Source organism: Acinetobacter sp. MD2 (genome assembly GCF_035615575.1).
Classification (GTDB): Bacteria; Pseudomonadota; Gammaproteobacteria; order Pseudomonadales; family Moraxellaceae; genus Acinetobacter.
In genome coordinates this window covers 96,546-119,173 of sequence record NZ_VTDK01000002.1, presented here as the reverse complement: position 1 = coordinate 119,173, position 22,628 = coordinate 96,546, and the positions used below count along the sequence as shown (strand labels likewise).

General features: G+C 40.4%; 24 protein-coding genes. 9 read left to right on the top strand and 15 right to left on the bottom strand.

Annotated elements, in window-relative coordinates:
- Positions 1 to 4: 4 nt before the first annotated feature.
- From murG to FXN70_RS03825, 4 genes are all read right to left on the bottom strand, one after another.
- Positions 5 to 1,102 carry an undecaprenyldiphospho-muramoylpentapeptide beta-N-acetylglucosaminyltransferase gene (gene murG, locus FXN70_RS03840; RefSeq protein ID WP_324646170.1) on the bottom strand — a complete coding sequence of 366 codons (1,098 nt, stop codon included), beginning with the start codon at positions 1,100 to 1,102 and terminating at the stop codon, positions 5 to 7.
- A 162-nt stretch (positions 1,103 to 1,264) separates the two neighbouring features.
- The gene (locus tag FXN70_RS03835) at positions 1,265 to 2,389 is read right to left on the bottom strand and encodes a phytanoyl-CoA dioxygenase family protein (protein WP_324646169.1); all 1,125 of its coding nucleotides are present in this window, start codon (positions 2,387 to 2,389) and stop codon (positions 1,265 to 1,267) included.
- 1 nt (position 2,390) lies between these two features.
- A complete protein-coding gene (gene gshB / locus FXN70_RS03830; RefSeq protein WP_324646168.1) occupies positions 2,391 to 3,341 on the bottom strand; it encodes a glutathione synthase in 951 nt (316 codons plus the stop codon).
- Positions 3,342 to 3,404: 63 nt separating this feature from the next.
- Entirely contained in the window at positions 3,405 to 4,220 is an 816-nt protein-coding gene (locus tag FXN70_RS03825; protein WP_324646167.1) for a shikimate 5-dehydrogenase, read from the bottom strand.
- 148 nt (positions 4,221 to 4,368) lie between these two features.
- On the opposite strand from FXN70_RS03825, the gene FXN70_RS03820 reads away from it, so the two are divergent.
- Positions 4,369 to 4,581 carry a DUF1737 domain-containing protein gene (locus FXN70_RS03820; RefSeq protein WP_324646166.1) on the top strand — a complete coding sequence of 71 codons (213 nt, stop codon included), beginning with the start codon at positions 4,369 to 4,371 and terminating at the stop codon, positions 4,579 to 4,581.
- A gap of 33 nt (positions 4,582 to 4,614) precedes the next feature.
- On the opposite strand, the gene pyrE is transcribed toward FXN70_RS03820, so the two are convergent.
- Positions 4,615 to 5,265, bottom strand: a complete 651-nt coding sequence (pyrE, locus tag FXN70_RS03815; RefSeq protein ID WP_324646165.1) for an orotate phosphoribosyltransferase — start codon at positions 5,263 to 5,265, stop codon at positions 4,615 to 4,617.
- A 39-nt stretch (positions 5,266 to 5,304) separates the two neighbouring features.
- On the opposite strand from pyrE, the gene FXN70_RS03810 reads away from it, so the two are divergent.
- Complete coding sequence (locus FXN70_RS03810; RefSeq protein WP_324646164.1) at positions 5,305 to 6,126, top strand: exodeoxyribonuclease III; 822 nt, start codon at positions 5,305 to 5,307, stop codon at positions 6,124 to 6,126.
- A 422-nt stretch (positions 6,127 to 6,548) separates the two neighbouring features.
- Positions 6,549 to 6,902 carry a Spx/MgsR family RNA polymerase-binding regulatory protein gene (locus FXN70_RS03805; protein ID WP_324646163.1) on the top strand — a complete coding sequence of 118 codons (354 nt, stop codon included), beginning with the start codon at positions 6,549 to 6,551 and terminating at the stop codon, positions 6,900 to 6,902.
- A 46-nt stretch (positions 6,903 to 6,948) separates the two neighbouring features.
- On the opposite strand, the gene FXN70_RS03800 is transcribed toward FXN70_RS03805, so the two are convergent.
- The 5 genes from FXN70_RS03800 to FXN70_RS03780 form a co-directional block, all read right to left on the bottom strand.
- A complete protein-coding gene (locus FXN70_RS03800) occupies positions 6,949 to 7,380 on the bottom strand; it encodes a DUF2147 domain-containing protein (RefSeq protein WP_324646162.1) in 432 nt (143 codons plus the stop codon).
- Between the two features lie 387 nt (positions 7,381 to 7,767).
- Positions 7,768 to 9,609, bottom strand: coding sequence for a protein-disulfide reductase DsbD (gene dsbD, locus FXN70_RS03795; protein WP_324646161.1), 1,842 nt, complete (start codon positions 9,607 to 9,609; stop codon positions 7,768 to 7,770).
- A gap of 13 nt (positions 9,610 to 9,622) precedes the next feature.
- Positions 9,623 to 10,390, bottom strand: a complete 768-nt coding sequence (locus FXN70_RS03790; RefSeq protein ID WP_324646160.1) for a transporter — start codon at positions 10,388 to 10,390, stop codon at positions 9,623 to 9,625.
- Between the two features lie 30 nt (positions 10,391 to 10,420).
- Positions 10,421 to 10,963, bottom strand: a complete 543-nt coding sequence (locus tag FXN70_RS03785; protein ID WP_324646159.1) for an ankyrin repeat domain-containing protein — start codon at positions 10,961 to 10,963, stop codon at positions 10,421 to 10,423.
- A gap of 113 nt (positions 10,964 to 11,076) precedes the next feature.
- Positions 11,077 to 11,427 (bottom strand): HPF/RaiA family ribosome-associated protein, encoded by a 351-nt coding sequence (locus FXN70_RS03780; protein WP_324646158.1) that lies wholly within the window; start codon positions 11,425 to 11,427, stop codon positions 11,077 to 11,079.
- Positions 11,428 to 11,675: 248 nt separating this feature from the next.
- Between FXN70_RS03780 and puuE the strand changes: the two genes are divergently transcribed.
- The 4 genes from puuE (at position 11,676) to FXN70_RS03760 (ending at position 14,556) form a co-directional block, all read left to right on the top strand.
- Entirely contained in the window at positions 11,676 to 12,644 is a 969-nt protein-coding gene (gene puuE / locus FXN70_RS03775; protein ID WP_324646157.1) for an allantoinase PuuE, read from the top strand.
- 15 nt (positions 12,645 to 12,659) lie between these two features.
- A complete protein-coding gene (uraD, locus tag FXN70_RS03770; protein ID WP_324646156.1) occupies positions 12,660 to 13,163 on the top strand; it encodes a 2-oxo-4-hydroxy-4-carboxy-5-ureidoimidazoline decarboxylase in 504 nt (167 codons plus the stop codon).
- Positions 13,160 to 13,480: a hydroxyisourate hydrolase gene (gene uraH / locus FXN70_RS03765; RefSeq protein ID WP_324646155.1), complete on the top strand. Its 321-nt coding sequence runs from the start codon at positions 13,160 to 13,162 to the stop codon at positions 13,478 to 13,480. The genes uraD and uraH overlap by 4 nt, the downstream gene beginning before the upstream one ends.
- 185 nt (positions 13,481 to 13,665) lie before the next feature.
- Positions 13,666 to 14,556 (top strand): outer envelope protein, encoded by an 891-nt coding sequence (locus FXN70_RS03760; protein ID WP_324646154.1) that lies wholly within the window; start codon positions 13,666 to 13,668, stop codon positions 14,554 to 14,556.
- Between the two features lie 53 nt (positions 14,557 to 14,609).
- Here the strand turns inward: FXN70_RS03760 and hpxO are convergent, their stop codons facing one another.
- Entirely contained in the window at positions 14,610 to 15,767 is a 1,158-nt protein-coding gene (gene hpxO / locus FXN70_RS03755; RefSeq protein ID WP_324646153.1) for an FAD-dependent urate hydroxylase HpxO, read from the bottom strand.
- Between the two features lie 209 nt (positions 15,768 to 15,976).
- Between hpxO and alc the strand changes: the two genes are divergently transcribed.
- Positions 15,977 to 16,984 carry an allantoicase gene (alc, locus tag FXN70_RS03750; protein WP_324646152.1) on the top strand — a complete coding sequence of 336 codons (1,008 nt, stop codon included), beginning with the start codon at positions 15,977 to 15,979 and terminating at the stop codon, positions 16,982 to 16,984.
- A 23-nt stretch (positions 16,985 to 17,007) separates the two neighbouring features.
- Complete coding sequence (locus FXN70_RS03745) at positions 17,008 to 17,511, top strand: ureidoglycolate lyase (protein WP_324646151.1); 504 nt, start codon at positions 17,008 to 17,010, stop codon at positions 17,509 to 17,511.
- A gap of 177 nt (positions 17,512 to 17,688) precedes the next feature.
- Here the strand turns inward: FXN70_RS03745 and FXN70_RS03740 are convergent, their stop codons facing one another.
- The 4 genes from FXN70_RS03740 to FXN70_RS03725 all read right to left on the bottom strand — a co-directional run bounded on the left by FXN70_RS03740 (position 17,689) and on the right by FXN70_RS03725 (position 22,614).
- Positions 17,689 to 19,041 carry a GGDEF domain-containing protein gene (locus FXN70_RS03740; RefSeq protein WP_324646150.1) on the bottom strand — a complete coding sequence of 451 codons (1,353 nt, stop codon included), beginning with the start codon at positions 19,039 to 19,041 and terminating at the stop codon, positions 17,689 to 17,691.
- A gap of 139 nt (positions 19,042 to 19,180) precedes the next feature.
- Positions 19,181 to 21,061: a DNA topoisomerase IV subunit B gene (parE, locus tag FXN70_RS03735; protein ID WP_324646149.1), complete on the bottom strand. Its 1,881-nt coding sequence runs from the start codon at positions 21,059 to 21,061 to the stop codon at positions 19,181 to 19,183.
- Positions 21,062 to 21,075: 14 nt separating this feature from the next.
- Positions 21,076 to 21,660: a YqiA/YcfP family alpha/beta fold hydrolase gene (locus FXN70_RS03730; RefSeq protein ID WP_324646148.1), complete on the bottom strand. Its 585-nt coding sequence runs from the start codon at positions 21,658 to 21,660 to the stop codon at positions 21,076 to 21,078.
- A 45-nt stretch (positions 21,661 to 21,705) separates the two neighbouring features.
- Positions 21,706 to 22,614 (bottom strand): DMT family transporter, encoded by a 909-nt coding sequence (locus FXN70_RS03725; protein ID WP_324646147.1) that lies wholly within the window; start codon positions 22,612 to 22,614, stop codon positions 21,706 to 21,708.
- Positions 22,615 to 22,628: the final 14 nt, after the last annotated feature.

Sequence of the window (22,628 nt, the reverse complement as noted above, 5' to 3'; positions counted from 1 at the left end):
CGAATTATAATGCTTGAATGAAATTAACCACATCTTGCGTGGCTTGTGTTTGGGCATGTTGACGTGCTTTAACCGCCATTTCGACCAATAATTGGCGATTCATGAGCGGATTAAACAACGCCTGTAAATATTCAGGATTCATACTGGCTTGCGGGCAAATTTTGGCAGCACCGACTTTTTCTAAAAAGCGAGCATTCGCAGTTTGATGATCATCCACCGCCGAAGGCAATGGAATAAATACCGCTGCCACTCCTGCGGTTGCTACTTCAGTTACAGTCAGTGCACCTGCACGGCAAATCATTAAATCGGCATTACTATAGGCCGCAGCCATATCTTCAATAAACGGTACAACTTGCACAGTGACACCACTCGGTGCATCGGCATACGCGGCTTGAGTTTGTTCTAGTTGTTGCTGACCACATTGATGCACAATATTTAAAGGCACATTCAAGTTTTTCAGTGCAGCAGGCAATTGTTGATTCAAAGCTTGCGCACCCAGCGAGCCACCAACAATCAAAATTTGTAACGGCATATTTGCATTGGCACGTTGCTCATAACGCCATGCAGGGCTTAAAGTTGCGCTAATTTCGGCACGCACAGGATTACCCGTAGTCACGACTTTGTCACTTTTTGGAAATGTCTCTGGAAAAGCCTGACAAATAGTTTTGGCAATCCGTGACAATTGAGTATTGGTAAACCCTGCAACTGCATTTTGTTCATGAATTAAAATTGGAATACCAAGCATACGTGCCGCGAGACCGCCTGGACCTGCCACATAACCACCAAAGCCTGCCACCACATCAACCTGTTGTTGTTTCATGTAGCGCACCGCACTGAGTGTCGCTTTTAAAATTTTAAAGGGTGCAGCAAGCTTACGCATTACGCCATTGCCACGCACGCCCTGAATTTGAATCTGATAAATCGGAATATTTTGGTCTTTAAGTAAGCGGTTTTCCATTCCATTTGGCGTAGCTAACCATGACACGCGGTGCCCTTGTTGTTGTAATAATTTTGCAACAGCCAAAGCAGGAAAGACATGTCCGCCTGTACCTGCCGCCATCATTAAAATATGTTTGGTTTTTTGTGCTTGAGAATTGGTCACGATCTCTACTTCAATGCGCTAGGTTAGGTTCATGTGCTCGGTTATTTTAATCATAAAGTCACATTGGCGTGAATGCTTTTCACGTCTTTTCAACAAATATTACCGCTTTAAAATGATTTAAGCACAAATTCCATTGAAATCATGTGCTCAAATCTATAAAGGCTAAGGTTTGCTGTGTAATACCGCAGGGTCTGTTGCATATTTTTGTCCAACTGCTCGCCATGGACTCGGACGCTGCTTATACTTTTCTAAAAAATCAAGTCCTTGCCAATACAAAGGCACTAAATGATCTTTCAACCAAGGTGAACTCAACACATCACCACCCGTCCACGGTAAAAACGGATTACGCCGTGCATATGCCCATAGTTCAATTCGTGTAGATGGACGCACACTTGGCCCACGCGCATGAAAACCATAGGTATCGGCAATCACTAAAGTATTGGCTTTGACTGCAAATGCTTTGGGCTGAGCATATCCAAGCGCTGCCAACTTCGATGCTTGAATCCGAAATGAGCCACGCCGCGTTAAAACATTTTTTTCGTTATGCATTGAACAGGCTTTTTGATGCTCCCATGCAAGCCGCTGTGGATTGACCTGATGCGAACCTGGCACATAAACAAAAGGCCCTTCATCCTCAGCCACATCAGTTAAAAACAACCATGCTTTTACGTTCGGATGAAATGTGTCGCTATGTAAATGGGTTTGTGGGTCTGGTCGTGCTTGCCGGACATGAGATAAAATCACTTGTACATAGTACATGGGCTGCGAACAATAACTGCCGACATAATTTAACCGTGCTTGCCACAATGGATTCGACAATAACTTTTTGGTGACGGGCAAACGTGCTAAAGCTTTTGCATCTAGTGCCATACGCCGCGTAACCGTATCACCCTGCAAGGTTTCTCGACTGTCTAAAGCGGTATTGAGTAATTCAGATTGAAGTCGCTGAAATTCATCGATCGCTAAAAAATTCTCTTTTAAAATAAACCCGTTGGCATGAAACTCAGACACTTCATCTGCTGATAAAAATTTTGCTAACCGTGCACGGCGCTTTCCCGCTAACATCGCTGCCGTTTTTACTCGAAAACGATGTAAGCCCAATTGATTCAAGACAGGGCTATTGATCAAGAGGTTATGATCAAAGGATTTAGCTTCGCTCAACAGCATCACGCTATCACGCAGCATTTGTTTTGGGTTCTGTTTTATCAGACGTTGTAATTCGGTCAGCGCAGTTTGCGTGCGCTGATCCTGAATCCAATTTTTTATTTTTAGCCAAGGTTTTTGCATATCAATCAGCGTGCTTTTGTCCTTTTTCTAACACTTCAAACAAAGTATCAGCAATTGAGGTTCCAAATTGGCTATCAATTTCACGAATACAGGTTGGACTCGTCACATTAATTTCAGTAACGTAATCGCCAATCACATCCAAACCAACAAAGATTAAACCTTTTTCACGCAAGAATGGCCCGACTTTTGCAGCAATTTTTTTATCATTTTCAGTCAGTGGACGCGCCTCACCCAAACCACCAGCAGCCAAGTTGCCACGCACTTCGCCATTTTGTGGAATACGCGCCAAGCAATATGGAATTGGTTCGCCATTGACCATTAAAATGCGTTTATCCCCATCGATAATTTCAGGAATATACCGTTGTGCCATGATTGGACGAGTGCCCATTTCAGTCAGCATTTCAAGGGTTGAACCAATATTTAAGCCGCCTTGCGTAACACGAAAAATGCCTGTTCCACCCATGCCATCAAGTGGTTTTACAATTACATCGCCATGCGTTTGAATAAATTCACGAATCAAACTTTGCTGCGAAGTCACCAATGTCGGAACTTGTAATTCTGGAAATTGGGTCGCAAACAGCTTTTCATTACAGTCACGTAAAGACTGTGGTTTGTTAATAATCCACGCACCTTCACGCTCTGCTTGTTCCAACACGTAAGTGGTGTAAACAAAGTTCATATCAAACGGTGGGTCTTTACGCATTAAGACGACATCATAATCTGCAAGCGACTGTTTTTGTTTTTCGCCTAACTCGTAATAATGGCTGTAATCTTCAAAGACTTTGAGCGGTGAGATTAAGCCGAAGGCTTTGCCTTGGTCGATGTATAAATCTTGCTGTAATACATAGCCCAATTCATGCCCACGACGACTCGCCGCCCACAGCATGGCCATAGTCGAATCTTTTTTAAGGTTGACCGTTTCAATCGGATCCATCACTACAAGTACACGCATCGTTTTTCTCTCATTTTGAATATTAAAAAGTATAGCGAAGATTAATCTGAGCTTTTAAAAAATTTAGCCTGCACGTGAAAATTCAGCCGCTGCCTGAAAAGTGCGCTGATCCGGATATATGCCTGTATATAAATAGAATTGTTCCAGTGCCTGCAAAGCAAAAACTTCTGAACCTTTGATGACTCGTTTTCCTTGCACCTGCGCTGTTTGAATGAATGGAGTTTGCTCAGGCAATGCCACCACATCAAAAATGAGGCTTGCATTTGCAATGGCCATTTCTGAAAAAGCTAAATCCTGTTCAAAAGCAGTACCCACCATGCCAACAGGAGTGGCATTAATGAGTAATTCAACATCATTGTCTTGCAGTTCTTTTTGCCATACAAAACCACTACTTTGTGCCAGTTCTTGCCCTGCAACTGCATTTTTTGCCACAATAATACCATTGTGAAAACCACTATTTTTAAGCGCAAACGCCACAGCTTTAGCCATACCACCGCTGCCCTTTAAGGCAAATTTAGTATTGGGTGAAATCTTATATTTTTCAATAATTTTTGCAATGGCAATGTAATCGGTATTGTAAGCTTTGAGCACCCCATTTGTATTGACAATGGTATTGACCGACTGAATCGCGGTTGCTGAAGCATCCATCTCATCCACCAATGCCATCACTGCTTCTTTATACGGCATCGAAATTGCGCAACCGCGTACAGGCAAGCCACGTACACCGGCAATCGCTTGAGCTAAGTCGGTTGGGGCAAAGGCTTTATATACATAATTTAAATTCAGTGCTTCATAAAGATAATTATGAAAACGTGTTCCAAAGTTGCTTGGCTTCGCTGCCAGTGACATGCACAGTGTCGTATCTTTATTGATTCGCATTGAAGATTCCTGCTTTTTTATATGGTTATATGTATTTAAAACGGCATTATTATAAGCATAAATCGACTTTAAATTGCCACGATCTCGCAATAGTCAAACAGATGCTTTTACGCTAAATTAAAACCATCTGCTTAAATGATATTGCCACATGAAACTGTACCGCTATTTAACCGGCCCAGACGATGCGCAATTTTGTGCACGTGTCAGCCAAGCACTCAATCGTGGTTGGGAACTATACGGTTCGCCCACCATGAGTTTTAATGGCACGCAGATCATAGTTGGTCAAGCGATTGTGAAAGAAGTCGAAGATAAACATCAACCCGACACAGATATGGTGCAAATACTCAAACAACATGCATAAAAAAGCCTATCCAAAGATAGGCTTTTAAAAATATTAGATGCCGTAGTTAACCCGATAATCTTCCATTTTTGCCAAAGCTTCTTTTTCGCCATTCGCTGCTAAATAATCCATCAAATCTTTCATAGTAATTAATGCATGCACTGGAATTTCAAGTTCTTGCTGCACTTCTTGAATGGCAGAAAGTTTACCTTGCCCACGCTCTTGACGATCTAACGCGACCAAAACACCTGCAATACTTGCACCTGCATTTTTTAAAATCGTCACCACTTCACGAATGGCAGTCCCAGCAGTAATCACATCATCAATAATCCACACTTTTTTACCCGCAACCGATGCACCCACCAACATACCACCTTCACCATGGTCTTTGGCTTCTTTACGGTTAAATCCCCATGGCACACTTTGGCCATGCACTTGCGACAATGCAACCGCGGTGGCGGCAACAAACGGAATACCTTTATAGGCTGGCCCAAAAATCACATCAACATTTTCACATTGCATCAATTGATCGGCATAGCCCGTAGCAAGCAATGACAAGGCTTCACCATCGTTTAACAAACCTGCATTAAAAAAATACGGACTGACACGTCCTGATTTTAAGGTAAACTCACCAAATTTAAGCACACCGCGTGATAACGCGAGTTCGATAAAAGCTTGCGGGTTAAAAGACGACGGCGTTGTCATAGGTGCTCCAAATTCATCAAATTGAGGTCAAACGTAACTATGATAGCAAAGGATCACTATCCAAGTGATGTAAAAATTCTACGCGTGGTATCAATTAACGTAAATGGTTTACGTGCATCGGTCACCAAAGGGCTGCTTGAATGGATTGAAAAATCTGAAGCTGATGTGATTTGTATGCAAGAAAGCCGAATTACCCATGCGCAGTGGACCGATAAATTTAAGCCCGAAGGTTGGCACACGCATTTATTCCCAGCCGAACGTGCAGGTTATGCAGGTACGGCGATTTATAGCCGCTTACCGTTTAAATCGGTACAAGATGGTTTAGGTTTTGAACTGGCCGATTCACAAGGTCGTTTTATTGCAGCCGAATTTGATTTAGGACTGTCACAACCTGTTCATATCGCTTCGTTATACTTGCCTTCAGGTTCTTCGGGCGATGAAGCACAAGCACGTAAAGATGTATTTTTAGCAGAATATGCCAAAATTTTAAAACAATGGCGTGATGAGAATAAATCGATCATCGTTTGTGGTGACTATAATATTGTGCATAAACGCATTGATATTAAAAACTGGTCAGGCAATCAAAAAGCGTCAGGCTGTTTACCCCATGAACGTGCATGGCTCGATCACATTTATGATGAATTGGGCTACGTGGATACCTTCCGTGAAGTGAGAAAGGGAGCCGAGCTATATTCATGGTGGTCGAATCGCGGACAAGCACGTGCGAAAAATGTCGGTTGGCGGATTGACTATCAAGCCTGCTCACCCGACTGGAAAGACCGCACCACCAATGCTTGGGTTTATAAAGATGAATGGTTTAGCGACCATGCACCTGTCATTATTGACTATAAACTTAGCTAAAAAGCAGAACACTTGTTCTCTTAAATAGCAGAAATAGCTTACATTCATTGTCGTTTATGTAACTTTTTTCTAAAAATGAATTATTGCATTATATCCGCACGGCACAAGGACATGTCAGGATGACAAAGGGATAGGACGCCGTAGGATGAAATTAAATAAATGCTTTCGAGTATTTATTTCAAGGATGTGACATTGGACGTTATATGTGAGACCCGCATGATCAGGATGATTAAATGCGGGTTTTCTCTTTTTGATATACATCATTAATCAATTGAAGTGAATGTTCAAGCGTTATCGTTGTGACTTTCTCTTCAATGCTTATCTGCATTCACTTCAAGACCGAATATTCTGCACAATTTAAACTAGAGCTTTTGATATTTTTTAGTTAGGCTAATTAAATCTATCACTATAATTTCACTCTTATGTTCAAAATTTACGGCATTAAAAACTGTGGTTCTATGAAAAAAGCCTTTGATGCTTTAACTACCAACGGGCTAGCTTATGAATTCCACGATTATAAAAAACAAGGCATTGATGCTGACACGCTCAAGACTTGGCTTGATGCTTTAGGCGCAGACACCGTCTTGAATAAAAAAGGCACTACATGGCGCAAATTAACTGAAACTGAACAACAGCATGCACTTGCTACTGAACAAAACTTAATTGAAACGCTCATTACACATACCAGTCTCATCAAACGCCCGATTCTTGCTACCACAACTGGCTATATAGCAGGTTTCGATGAAGCAACTTATCAAACGCTTAGCAGTGTTTAAATAAAAAAGCCCAGTTTGAATACTGGGCTTTGTATTGAACTATAATTTATTTAGCACGAATCCAAACTTGGTTACGTCCTAAGGCCGCAATACCAATATAACCACGAAGTTTCAATTGGTTACCAGCTAGCTCACCTTTTAAACTATAGGTTTTGCCATTTTTAGGATCTAAAATCGAGCCACCATCATACTGCGTACCGCCCGTATTTCTTAAGCCACGAATAATGGTCACACCTTTCAGTGGTTTATTTTGATATGGCCCTTCGCACTTGGTACATAAATTTTCTTCACCAGGTGTAAACACTTGCTGAATAGAAGCAGATAAAGTGCCATTTTTTTGTTCGGTAAATTGAACCAGAGCTTTTGGTTGTTTGGTTACATCATCAATGGTTTTCCACATTGTGCCATTTAATGGATCGGCAGCATGTGCACATACAACTGCACCGAATAATCCTAAACTCAAAAGTACTTTCTTCATCTATTTTCCCTAATTTAATTTATTCTTGAATTGCTAGTATTCAAAAGACAAACTAAATTTGCAATTTTGCTGTGTGACCGTCTAGTGTACGCTTGTGACATTTTGGGACGATTTTCAGGCTCAAATTTAAAGTTCAGCCTTAATCCAAAACACAATATCGAAGCCGTAGTAGATCAATGTCATTGTAATCGTGATTATTTTTAAATAGCTGACGCAGAAGTACAATGGCGATTGCGTTCATTTTACAAGTTCAGCGCATATTTACACTGTTAATACAACGTAAATGCGCTTCGCTTAGGCAGTTTAAATGTCCATACATTAAAAAAGGCATAACGATTTCGCATCATGCCTTTGATATTTTAGAATTCATCCTCGCGAAGAATTAAATTAACGCTGCAACAATAATTTGGCCTGCTGAATAAGTGCTTGCTGTTCAAATGCGCCAGTTAAACGCAATTGGCGCTCTTCTTGATGCTGCGGATTTAAAAATAAATAAGTCGGTGGGCCTAAAATATCCCATTCTTTTAGCAATGCTTGATGCGAAGCATCGTAATCGCTTAAATCGAGTTTAATTAAGTAAAATGGCTGTAATGCTTGTTGTACCTGTGGCTGCGTCAGAATGTGATGTTCAATCGGTTGGCAAGCCGTACACCAATCAGCATAAACATCCACAACAATTGCCTGATCTTTTGGGGCTTGTGCCAAAAGCTGTTTGAATTCGACCGCCGTGGTTGCACGGTGCCAAATTAATGTATTGCTCTGTGTTACAGAAGGCTGATGTTTAAAGTTTTGATATTGCTGATAAGCCAATATTGGCACAACGCCCAAAAACAGTACGACATATAACACTTTCAAACCACGTGGATGTGTGTAGATTCCATACATTAAATAGAAAGCAAAACTACACAACAACAGCAATTGCAGACCACTAAAGAGCATGAGTGGCAATAACGCACGCACAAAATATAATGCCAACGCAAGCATAACAAAGGCAAATAGCACTTTAATATAATGCATCCACTGCCCTGCTTTAGGCAAAATACGTGTTCCAATCAAACTCACTAACAGCAGCGGAATTCCCATTCCAAAACCAAGAACAAACAATAAAATTGCACCCTGCCACTGCTGTTGGGTTTGTGCAATAAATAATAACGCACCGGCCAAAGGTGCAGTCATACATGGCCCGACCAATAAAGCTGAAACAATGCCCATCAACATTGCACCAAGCAGTGAGCCACCTTGTTGCATATTTTGCCAACGCCCCAAATGATGGGTGATTTGATGCGGCATTTTTAGTTCAAAAACACCAAACAAATTCAAGGCAAATAACACAAATAAGCCACTAAAAGTCGCCAAAATAGCAGGTTGTTGCAACCATCGCTGGAAACCTAATCCAATTGATGCCGCCATCATCCCCAAGGCGGCATAAACCAACGCCATACTGCATACAAATACCAATGCAATCAGCCATGCTTTGACACCGCGATGCTCACGAATGAGTAAACTACTGACAATAGGGAGCATGGGTAAAGAGCATGGCGTAAAAGCCAATAAGCAACCTAGACCTAAAAATAACAGTAAACTATAAGCGAACGAATGCTGACTTAATCGCATCTGCCATGTTTGATCTTGCGCCGCTAAACCTTCAGGACTTTCAGGTGTTTGCATGCGTGTGCTATTAGCAACAATTGTATTTTGCTGAGGGGCTAACTGCGCTTGGTTTTTTTCTGACAAAGCAAGTAAACTTGGCTGTGCAGCAACAGGTTGATCTTGCAAACTCACAAGACCACTTGCATCGGTTTGTACTGTGGTGCTTTGTGGCGGATAACAAATCCGATCTTGTTCACAGCCTTGCCATGTCACAACATAACTTTGGTTCGGTTGAGTTGCAATTTTGAGTTTCACCTGATCAAAATATACCAAAGTTTGACCAAAATTATCATCATGTTGCTTTACCGCTTGTGGGTATTTCAACGAAATCGCTTGTCGCCCTTGTGGGGTTACGCTGATTTTATGCTGATACAAATAAAAATGTGGCTGAATTTTCCACGACAGTTCAGCCTGATGCTTATTTTCTGATTCTGCAGAGAAAACAAATGCCTGATCGGCCGTTAAAAAACGCGTACTTTCAGCATGTAAGCTTAAACTGCATACACAGCACCAGAAATAAAAGCAATATCGCAGCAAACGCTGTCCTATTGCTTCACTTAAAACAGATGAGTTCAACATGTTTCCTTAGGCTTTAAAATAAGAATGCAACACCTAAACCACCCGAATAATCTGGGGTGTCACCTGCCAATCCAAATCCAACACTTGCATCAAGCTGTGTACGTGCATTCAAAGCATAAACTACGCCTGTTGCTAATGAGGTTTGATCCGACTGGCTTTCTTTTTTACGATAAACAAATTCAGAATACCCTGACCATTTATCAGATAATTTATAGTTTAACGTCGGTACCGCAGTCACAGACCAATCACTACCTTCAAGTGCGTAAAGCATGGTAATACTGGTCGAAAGAATATCATCTTGCTGATAAGCCACGGTTGAACCGATGGTATAAATGTCATGTCCATTACTAAAGTCAGTATTACCTGTCGCAAAAGATACCCGACCGAGCAATGCCATCGTCATACGGTCATCGTGTAAATCAATCGCTTTTTTAACGCCAACTGACACATCACCTAAGCCATGGGTTTCTGTTTTACCCATTGCATTTTTAACTTGTTGCCACGCTGGACCATCCCAACCCACTTGTAATTCTAAGTCCTGCGCCAAGCCTGTACGAAATAGCATATCACCCTGAATTGTTGTGGTTTTTTCTAAACCATTATCACTAGATGCCTTGCTATAACTCACTGTTGGCAAGCTTTGCTCCCAAGCCAACTTGCCCATTGGGGTAATGCCTGTGCCAAAACCTGTCCCTGGACGGTCAAACGAAAATTCTGCTGCAAAACTTGGCATGCTAGATGCAAGTGCCAAGCCAAATGCGGTACTTTGCCATATTTTCATCGTTGATTTACCTCAATCTTTTAATCTTATTTACACTAATTCTTTGGTCATTTTAGCGCCATGCTCACGTAATAACTGTAAAGTTTGCTGTTCTTCTGGCCATGTTTCATCCCAATCAATTTCATCAAAATCGCATTCGTACATTAACTGGCTAATTGAAGATAAAACCGTTAAACCTTCATCATCTAAAGTATTTGGATTCACCTTATGATCAAGTAAACGTTGTACCGCAGGTACGCAAGCTGCACTTGCTGCATCCCAAAGTGGGCCAAAAAACTCTTCACTGTCCCATAAATGTAAATTGGCATTGGCGGCAATGAGTGTATCTAAAATATCTAAATACACAGTTAAACTGTTTTGTTTTTCTGACTCTGCAATTGGTGTGCCTTCTTCATAAGCATCGTAAATCGGCTGCCACCACTGAAACAAAACATCACAAATAATTGAAATTGGAGGACCTTTTTCAGGCTCTAAAAAATTCGGATCAAGTCCATCTGCCAACAAAGCTTTGACTTTTTCAAGGTCTAATTGCTCAATTGCTTGAATGAGTTCTTGTTGTACTGTTGTTAGCATAGGTCATTCTCAATCTTAAAAATGCGTTTTAGATAGAAAATAGTTTAACAATATTTCGTGACGGATAAATAAAAAAAGCTCCTAAAGGAGCTTTTTTTACAAACGAGCAATAATTACGCTTCATCTTCAATAAATTCTAGCGGCTTGCCACGCACATGCTCTTTCTTCTCAAACACATGTTCAAGTCCACGTTTAAGACGGTCAATTGCACCATGAATCGCAGCATCAATATTTCCTGCTTTATGGCTAACCACAACAGGTTTAAGCCCCGCAGGACGCGCCTCAATCATACAACGTAAGTCATCATCACCGCCTTTAGCGCCATTTTCGTCACTTAAATGTACGGCAATATGAGTAATTTTTTCGCTATGACGTTGAAATTCGTTATTGAGTTCGGTTGAAATATAACTCATTAAACGGTCACTATTTTGGATGTTTTTATCGGTACGGATTTCAATGTTCATAAGTCACCTTCTACTTTTCATCTCTTTTGCAATCTGCAAAAACAAACCACTATCCTTGTTTTAGCACCTTTCAACACAGCCGAATGTTGACGTTTAGTTTCAATTTATTTGTCTTTATTTACTTCGACAAATAAAAAATTTGTCACCATTCTTGCATATGCTTTGTTGTCCTTATATTTTCAATATCAGCCTATACTCAAAAATATGCAAGTACAATTTTCAAAAAAACGATCAAAAGGAAAGCAACTGTGACAACATCTTATTTGCGCGGCCAAGCCTTAATTGATGCGATTCAATCTGCGCCTTATTCACGCGATTTAATCGGCTATCATGGTCAGCCACCACAGGCCAATTGGCCAAACCAAGCCAAAATTGCGGTGCAATTTGTACTCAATTATGAAGAAGGTGGCGAAAACCATATCGAACATGGTGATGCAGGCTCAGAACAATTTCTATCTGAAATTGTCGGCGCAGCGAGTTTTCCTGCTAAACATATGTCGATGGATTCGATGTATGAATATGGCTCACGCGCAGGTTTTTGGCGCATTCATCAGGAATTTCAAAAGCGTCATTTACCCATGACCATTTTTGGAGTGGGAATGGCTTTAATTCGTAACCCTTACATTGTTGAGGCAATTAAAGCAGCCAATTACGATATTGTATCGCATGGGCAGCGTTGGATTCATTATCAAGATATGGATTTGGCAACAGAACGAATGTATATGGATCAAGCACTGTCCGTGCTAGAAACGCTGTTTGGTGAAGCACCTATTGGCTGGTACACAGGACGTGACAGTCCCAATACACGTCAGTTATTGGCCGAATTTCCACAAATTAAATATGACTGCGACAACTATGGTGATGATCTCCCATTTTGGACAAGTTTAACCAATCAAGCAGGTCAAACACGCCCACATTTAATTATTCCATATACGCTCGAAACCAATGATATGAAATTTAGTGCGCCTGCTGGATTTAATCATAGCGAGCAGTTTTATCAATATTTAAAAGATGCTTTTGATGTGTTGTATGCCGAAGGTGAAACGCGCCCCAAAATGCTCTCGATTGGTATGCATTGTCGCCTGTTGGGTAAACCTGCGCGTTTTAAAGCCTTACAGCGCTTTTTAGATTATATTCAATCACATGAAGATGTGTGGATTTGTCGACGTAGCGATATTGCCGAACACTGGTATAAAAACCATCTAAATATTGATTAAAAAAAGGAGTTTTATATGAAAATTACAGAGTTAAATACCATCGAACCAATTAAAGCACAAACCTTATTTAAACACTGCGTTAACATTCCATCGTGGATGGCAGCTTTAAATGCACAACGCCCCTATGCCAGTAAACATGCCCTGATTCAGGCAGCACAAGTGCAAAGTAGCACGTGGACATGGCAAGAGGTTAAAGCATCGCTCGACACACATCCTCGAATTGGTGAGAAAAAAGCAAAACAGGCTTTATCTGAACAAGAACAATTGCTTTCAGAGCAAGAGCAAGCAGGCATTGTACAAAATGCTGTGACATTAAATGCACTACAACAAGGCAATCTTGCCTACGAAACTAAGTTTGGTTTTATTTTTCTGATTAAAGCCGCGGGCTTAAATAGTGAAATGATCTTAGAACAGCTCCAACAACGCTTAAATAACGACATTGAAACTGAAAAACAGATAGTTAAACAACAACTTGCTCAAATTGCATTACTACGTTTAGATCAGGAAATTGAAGCATGATTAGCACCCATATTTTAGATACACATTTAGGCAAACCCGCAGCAGGCGTTACAATTCAATTGTTTGATGCCAAACATCAATTAATCGGACAAGGCGTGACTGATCAAGATGGTCGATTAAAAGACTTCGGAATCAGCACATTCATCAGTGGTGAGTATCAACTCGAATTTGCAATTGCGCCTTATTTTGCAGCAAAAAATTTGGCGACCTTTTTCCCTAAAGTCTGTATTTGCTTTTTTATTGCGCAAGAAAATGAGCATTATCATATTCCACTGCTTATTAGCCCTTATGCCTATTCGACTTATCGAGGGAGTTAATAGGAACATGCCCTGTTTTATTATATCTGTCGCAAAAAAACTGTTTTAACTCACTATTTTTCTTTGTTTTTCTATCTCCCCCATTTCTTTTCAATTCATTTACACGTAAATTGGCTTGGTTTTTGCGTGTTGATTTTTATCATCGATACGTATTTTTACAACCAAACTCTTGGGGGAGTCGCTAGATGTCTTTAATTCAACATTTTGTTCAACCGAAAAAAATACTTTTCAATTTATTTGCATTATCGACACTTGTGGCAGCAACTCAGCATGCTTCAGCATTAACATGGAGCGATAATGCCTTTGGATTACGTTACGGTAGTGATTTTGCAGAACCATATAAAAATAATGCCGATGGTTCGAAAATGGATATTAACAAAAAAATCTATTCATTTACCCACAGCAGCGGCTATAGCTACGGCACGAACTTCTTAAACGTTGATTTTTTACAGTCTGACGATGAAGTTTATGGCGGCATAAGCGATAAAGCCAATGAAAAAGGCACTAAAGAGGTATATGTCGTCTATCGAAATAATATCGATATCGGTAAAGTCATTAATAAAGACTTATCATCAACAGGCATTCGTGGCTATGCATTAACCGCAGGCTTTGACGCCAATACAAAAAATGACGCTTACGGCTCTAAAAAACGAATGTGGGTAGTCGGGCCAACCATTAACTTTGATGTTCCTGGTTTTTTAAGCTTAAGTGCTTTAGCTTTTTTTGAAAGTAATAAACCCAAAGGTATTGATAGTCGCTACAACTACGACCCACATGCAGCAATACAATTAACATGGGGAATTCCAATTGCAAAAACCCCACTATCATTTGAAGGTTATGCTCTTTGGATTGATTCAAAAGGTAAAAATGAGTTTGGTGATAAGACCTCAGCTGAAACCAATATTGATGCAATGTTAATGTATGATTTAAGCCCACTGATTTGGGGCAAAAATGATAAAACTCTACGAGTCGGCGCAGAGTATCAATATTGGCACAATAAATTTGGTAATCCAACAGAGGGCAATAAAGGTGCTACAGCAAACACACCTATGGTTCGTGTAGATTTCCATTTCTAAGCAGAACAATTGAAGCTGTGTAAACCTTTACACAGCTTCAGACATTTCAAACACTAGTCCAAAACGTTACCAACAATATTACTCACAATTCCCTTCATAATATGTGGGCCTTGTTCTTTACGTAGATCATCATACCAAGCTGTTGTAATGGCTTCATCTTTCATATGCGTAACGTCACAGCGTTTACGTGCCCGTAGCACCATTTCTTTGGTGCGCTCATTACGCTTATCTTGATAACGTTGTAAGGAATCTTCAATACTTAAAGTATTGACTTGTAAAGCACGTGCCAAGTAAATCGCATCTTCCATCGCTTGGCAGCCACCTTGACCAATGTCTGGCGTAGTGCTGTGTGCTGCATCTCCGACCAACACCACACGTCCTTTATAAAACTTTAAAAATGGTTCAATGTCATGGATTTCAACCCGATTGGTAGTGGCAGAGTCTAAACGTTCAATTAAATTCTGCACCTGTGGACACCAACCTGCAAAATATTGTTTAAGCTGTGTTTTATATTGACTACGCTCATTTTCAAGCCCAAGCGCCAAAGGCACATCCAAGAAAAAGTAAAAACGATTCCCCGCAACAGGCATAAGCGAAGCTCTTTTACCCTCGCCCACGTAGGTCGTCCAATGATCTGCTGCCGCAATATCATCTGCCATGTCTATCAAGCCATTCCAATTGACATAACCGGCATAACGGCGCTGCACTTGTTCGCCTAACACATAAGCACGGCTAATCGAATGTGTTCCATCTGCCCCAATAAGCAGCTCAGTTTCAATCTGTGTACCATCCGCAAATTCAACTTGAACGATGCCATTTTGTTCTTGTAAAGACACCATTTTTTTACCAAGATGAATATTTTCATGGCCAAATTCATCCATCAACATCTGCTGTAAATCTGCGCGTGACACAGGATAAGGACGCTGCCCAACCTCCTGAATTAAAGGTTCAAGCCCAAATTGAGTCATGGTTTCGCCTGTTAATCCATCTACATAGGCCATTGCATCCATTTTCCCACCTAGCGCGGCAATTTGCTCTGACAGCCCTAAGTAATTCAAACATTTTACGCCATTCGACCATAATGAAATGGCAGCACCAACAGGTTTAATTTCGGTGGTCTGCTCATAGATGGAAACTTGATGCCCGAACTTTTTTAGTGCAATACCTGTCGTTAAACCACCCATACCTGCACCAATAATGACAATTTCCATCGTGAGATCCTCTGTATTCAAAATTATTTTGCTATTTTTTATGCCAAAACTATGCCATTTTGGCACGTTTCTCGCAATTGTCTGTACAGAGTTGCGTACTGTGCATGGCATAAATCATGCTATAACCAAACGGTATATAACGATAATATGATGCGATATATGCTCACTATTTCAGCGCAAAACTGTAACAAAAACCAATAGGATGGATTATGGCAACCTTACTCGCACCTCTTTTCGATCTTCCACCACACTTAAACCGCTTTACCAATTTAGCAGATGCACGTATTGGTGCCGAAATTGTGGCATGTTCAGATCAGTTTTTTGCCGAAGCCAAGCGCATGTTGCAATTTGAAGCACCAATTTTTATTGAAGGCGAATTTGATGACCATGGTAAGTGGATGGATGGATGGGAGACCCGCCGTAAGCGCCATGCAGGTTATGACTGGTGTATCATCAAACTTGGCGTTGCAGGTCAAATTCATGCTTTTGATATTGATACCACCTTTTTTACGGGCAACTACCCTGCCTCTGCTGCGGTTGAAGCGTGTTATGCACCTGATGATGTACTCGATCATGCCGAATGGATTCCATTGCTTGACAACCATATTTTAGGTTCTAGTCAGCATCATATTTTTAATGCTCATCCATCAAATCAAACCTTTAGTCATATCCGTTTAAATATTTTCCCAGACGGCGGTGTGGCACGTTTTCGCGTTTATGGACAAGTTGCAACCACTACACAGCATAACACTGAAAATATCGACTTAGTTGCCCTTAAAAATGGCGGACGCGTAATAGCATTTAGCGATGCACATTATGGTCATCCACAAAACCTAATTAATCCAGGCCGTGGGGTAAACATGGGCGATGGTTGGGAAACCAAACGCCGCCGCGCACCGGGATTTGACTGGTGTATTTTAGCTTTGGGACAAGCAGGAAAAATTGAAAAACTAGAGATTGATACAGCACATTTTAAGGGCAATTTCCCTGCACAAGTTTCTATTCAAGCCATTTATATTGAAGATGCAACCGATGCACAGCTCATTCCACAAAGCATGTTTTGGCCATTCTTATTAGAAGCACAACCGATGCAAATGGATCATATTCATAACTTTATAACTGAAATTTTAAGCCATGAAAAAATTAGCCACATTCGAATTAATATGATTCCTGATGGCGGTATTAGCCGTGTACGTCTTTGGGGTAACGTGCTATAAATAACCAAATAAAGGATGCTGTGATGTCATTTAATCTTGTTCAAATTCAACCACTCAGTGCCGAAGCCTTTGCGCCTTTTGGCGAAGTAATTAGTTGTACTGGAAATACATTTTTTCACATTAATGATGCCCATACCGAGCGTTATCACGCCTTAGTCGAAACGCAAATTCAAGGTGAAGCACAGGTTGGAATTAGTATTTTCCGCAATATTAAAACCACACAGCTACCGTTTAGCATTCATATGCTTGAGCGCCACCCCAAAGGTTCTCAAGCCTTTATTCCTATGCAAGGACAAAAATTTTTAGTTGTGGTTGGATTGCCATTAAATTCAAATGAACCCGATCCAACGCAAATTTATGCTTTTTTGTCAGATGGTACACAAGGCGTAAATTATCGCCAAGGCACATGGCATCACCCTCTCATTACGCTTGAAAGCCCAAGTGATTTTGCCGTAATTGACCGAATTGGTTCTGGGCAGAATTGTGATGTCATACAGTTTTCAAAACCAATTCAAATTACACTTTAAATCTCTAAGCTAGATTGTTATAGCACCTGTAGGTTCACTAAAGCGCAACTGTATGCATTCCAACCAAGTCGAAATTGTAAACTGCCGAATAGACAAAAAATAGAAGAATGGCAGTTATTTCGCCAAGCAAATCAAAAAGTCAATAGCAAACCCGAGCATGAGTACCCGAGTCTTAAATTAATGGTACTCATCTTGCGCTAAGAAATAGCATTTCTTACCAGATGCTTTGGCTTTGTAGAGCAGCTCATCGGCATAATTAATAATGTGATGATAGTTCTTTTCAGAAAACGTCTTAAATTGTACCGCACCCACACTCAATGAACTTATGACATGTTCTGCATCACAGTCAAAATATACATCTTTTGTTGCGTTAATAAATGCTTGGCATAATTGTGTTGCATCCTCTGTGGTTTGAATAGATTGTATTAAAACTAAAAACTCTTCTCCCCCCCAACGAAATATTTGTGCATCTACGGGCATATTTTTTTCAATTAAATGGGTAAATTTTTTTAAAATTAAATCACCAATATGATGTCCATAATGGTCATTAATTTTCTTAAAATCATCAATATCAATTAATAATAACAAACCATTTTCTAATTGATGACGTGCCAATACTTTTTCACGCATAAAACGTCGGTTTTTTAGACCTGTTAGCTCATCATTAAATGACGCTCTAGCTAGGTGATAATATAAACTTTTATTTAAATTTTGAATTTCGCACATGAATAAATAAATCACAATACTCATGGCAATTCCTGAGCGGTACACACTCAGACGGGATAAAAAGTGCAGATCATTTTGTTGCCAAAATTGCCCTGCTAAAGGAATAGAAACGTAAATCGCACAAACTAAACTCAGTAATCCAACTAAATAAGAAAAACGGATAACCGAGTAACGCATTGCAAAATAAACTAGAAAAATAGGAAGAATAAAACAGTTATAAAAAATCGGTGAAACTGAAATAAAATATTGGATAAACAAAGCCAATGCCAACAATGCATAATCACGCATTTCGACCTGCTTCATGCTTTTCATACCCGTCAATATACAAACTACCGCAAGACCAGTAGAAACTTGTTCTAAAAAATAATCTAAAAACTCTAAATAGCGCTCACCTTGCTTTGGAATTAAAATAAATAATAAACCTGCAATCAAGCTACTCACAATATTTGGAAAAGTAAGTAAAATTGTCTGCCGATATTTAAAATCATGCTGGCGCATTCTATCGATTAATACATAATATACCCAAACAAAAAGGCTCACTTGTAATCCTGAAAGCGAGGATAAAAGTAGTTTTTGCATTACACTTTGGTAGCCATCAAAAAGCAGTGCCGCAGCAAAAATTGCAGAAGTACTAAACAGACCGATAATGACAATATTTTTTAGTTGTTTGCGTAGGCGAAGGCAAAAATATGCAGAAAAAGCATTCACAACCCAAATCGGGCTAATCAAAAATTGGGCGCTAATGGCAAGCGTCAGTCCAGCCAAAATGAAAATCCCCAACCACAGCAGGATAATTCGATGCATACGTTATCCTCAAGATGGAGAGGTCAGTTACTTTTTATACGTTATACAATAAAGTTAATTATACACAAAAAAATATACACGATCTAAATGCAAAAGACGTGGTCTTAACCCCGTCTTTTTAAGATAAAATATAAAAAACTTAAACTGCTAAATCCGCTAGATTCCCTTTTTGCTCTAACCATTGTTTCCGATCGGCAGAACGTTTTTTCGCGAGTAATTTATCTAATAAGCTCGCAGTAAAATGAACATCGTCTAAATCAAGTTGTACCAAACGGCGAGTGTTCGGATCCATTGTCGTTTCACGCAATTGTCCTGCGTTCATTTCACCTAAACCTTTAAAGCGAGTGATTTGCGGATTTTTAGTTTTAAGCTTAGCCAAAATACCTTCTAGCTCGGCATCATCTAAGGCGTAATGTACTTCTTTACCTGCATCAATTCGAAATAGCGGCGGCATCGCCACGAATAAATGACCAGCTTCCACCAAATTTGGAAAATGCTTCACGAACAAAGCACAAAGCAAAGTAGCAATGTGCAGACCATCCGAGTCGGCATCGGCCAAAATACAAATTTTGCCATAACGCAATTCAGATAAATCATCACTACCTGGGTCAACGCCTATCGCAATTGCAATATTATGTACTTCTTCTGAAGCCAAAACTTCATCTGAAGAGACTTCCCATGTATTTAAAATTTTACCGCGAATCGGCATAATCGCTTGGAAGTTTTTGTCCCGCGCCTGTTTGGCACTCCCGCCAGCAGAATCCCCTTCGACAATAAATAATTCCGATTCTTCACGAGTTAAACCCACGCAATCGGCCAGTTTTCCAGGCAATGCAGGCCCTGCCACAATTCGCTTACGCTCCACTTTTTTAGCGGCTTTTAAACGGCGACCTGCTTTATTAATTGCCATTTCGGCCAATAACATGGCGGTTTCGGTATTTTGATTCAGCCATAAAGTAAAAGCATCTTTGGCGATATTCAGCACAATACTGGATGCTTCACGGCTAGAAAGACGCTCTTTGGTTTGTCCTGAAAATTGTGGCTCTTGGAATTTCAGCGACAAAATATAATTTACACCATCCCAAACGTCTTCAGCGGATAATTTTAAGTTACGTGGCAATAAGTTACGCAGTTCACAAAACTCGCGCATGGCTTCGGTTACGCCTGAACGCAGACCATTGACGTGCGTACCACCTTGCGCGGTTGGAATTAAATTGACATAACTTTCTTGAACTTGCTCACCCGACTCCACATTCCAACAAATAGCAAACTCACAACTAGCGCGTTCGGCATCACCTGAACTCACAAAAGCAGGATTAGGCAAAATTTCTCGATCTTGCAATTCATCCATTAAATAATCGACGAGTCCATTTTCAAACTGCCAATCAATTTTTTCTTTATTAATTTCATCTATATAACTGATATGTAAGCCCGCAGCCAGTACTGCTTTGGCTTTTAAATTATGCTTTAACGCTTTTAAGGCAAATTTAGGACTATCAAAATATTTCACATCGGGCCAAAAGCGTACCAATGTTCCTGTAGCACGTTTTGCAGCTTTTCCCTCTAACACCTCAAGTGCAGATACCGCATCACCATGTTCAAAGGCCATTTTATATAAATTGCCTTGGCGTTGTACTTCAACTTCAACCCGCGTTGATAGTGCATTCACCACAGAAATTCCAACTCCGTGCAAACCACCTGAAAATTGATAGTTGTCGGTGCTAAATTTACCGCCTGCATGTAGTTTGGTTAAGATAATCTCAATCCCACTTTGCCCATATTCAGGGTGAATATCGACAGGCATGCCACGTCCATTGTCTTGCACCGACAATGAACCGTCGCTATGTACCGTGACACAAATTTTATTGGCATGCCCTGCCAATGCTTCATCGACTGCATTATCAATGACTTCTTGGGCAAGGTGGTTCGGACGTGAAGTGTCGGTATACATTCCCGGACGGCGACGAACGGGGTCTAAACCTGATAATACTTCGAGCGATTGAGCCGTATATTGTGACACGTGATCTAAGTTCCTTATATTAAGCGGTCTGACAAAAACGTCAGTAACATTGGGATTTTATCAGCAAAATTGCACATCGCATGCTGCCCCCCTGTTTCGGTGATCACTAAACCACCGTGCATACCTTGCCTATAATAGCGCTGTGCTTCACGATAATCCAAAACTTCATCGCCTTGTTGCAATAACACTAAAAATTTCGTTAGCTGTAGCGGCATCGCTTGATGTAATTGTTCAAGTTCTAACAAATGTGTTTCTTCTAAGCACCAATTTTCATGGACTTGGTAAGGCAAAGTAACCTCAGTAAACCGTTGCTGAAAAACCTGCCACGGATGAATCACAGGATTAATCAGCACAGCTGGGCAATCATATTTCAGTGCGATACAGGTAGCATAAAATCCCCCCAAACTACTGCCAACCAACACGACATCATCCAAGCTGTGAAAATATTGTTCTATTGTTGCTATGACCTGCTTGGGTGGCAAGTTTAAGTCGGGGCAATACACCCGGTGTGGCGTATGCTGCTGACAATATTGCTGCAATTGCAGCCCTTTTATCGACTGCGCACCGCTTTGAAAACCATGTAAATAAAGGATATTCATCTTAGATACACTGCCTTTTTAAGTGAATCATCTAGCATCTTATGATTAAACGGTGACGGCTTTTGGTGTTGTTTTCTTTTGTGCCAGCAATACGCCAAATAAAATCAAACCACCGCCAATGCTATAATAAATCGTCCATTCTTCCCCAAGCCAAAAGTACGCAATCATGGCCGTAAAAACAGGCATTAAATTCATAAAAATGCTGGTGCGATTTGGCCCAAGTTGCTGTACCGCCATCATCCACAATATCGGTGCAATTAATGATGGAAAGATTCCTGCATACAATACACTCCAGATATTTTGTGCATTCAGCCTATCTAATCCATAATAAGCAATAAAAGGTAAATGGTAAATTAAGGCAAAGCCAATTTGGAGATAGACACTGACCAAAAGTGGCAGGCTCAATTGCCATTTTTTTAAGAACACTCCATAAAAGGCATAAAAAAATACGGCAATCAACATAAATAGATCGCCAAAATGCCGTCCTAATTCAGCAAATGCTGCCAAACCATGACCTTGTCCCATCACATATAACAGACCACTTAATGAAAAAAGGCTGCCCAAAATCGCAAATTTATTTGGGATTTCTTTTAAAATTGCCATTGAAACAAAAATAGTAAATACAGGAATAAAGGCATTAATAATTCCCATATTGGTTGCTGTGGTAAGATGTGCCGCGCTATACGCTAGGCCTTGATATAGCACCATACCAAAAGCCGCTAACACCGCTAGCTTACCTAAATATGGTCGAATTTCATCACGTTTTACCCAAATTTTAGGCAACATAAACGGCGTAAGCAGTACAAAAGCCACCAACCAACGATAAAAACTAATACTCACAGGTTGAATATAATCAGACACATAACGTGTCACTGCAATATTAAGCGACCAAATTAATACCGCACATAGGGGCAGCACAATCGCCCAAGCTTTTACTCTGCTTAACTGAGTCATGATTATCACTCAAA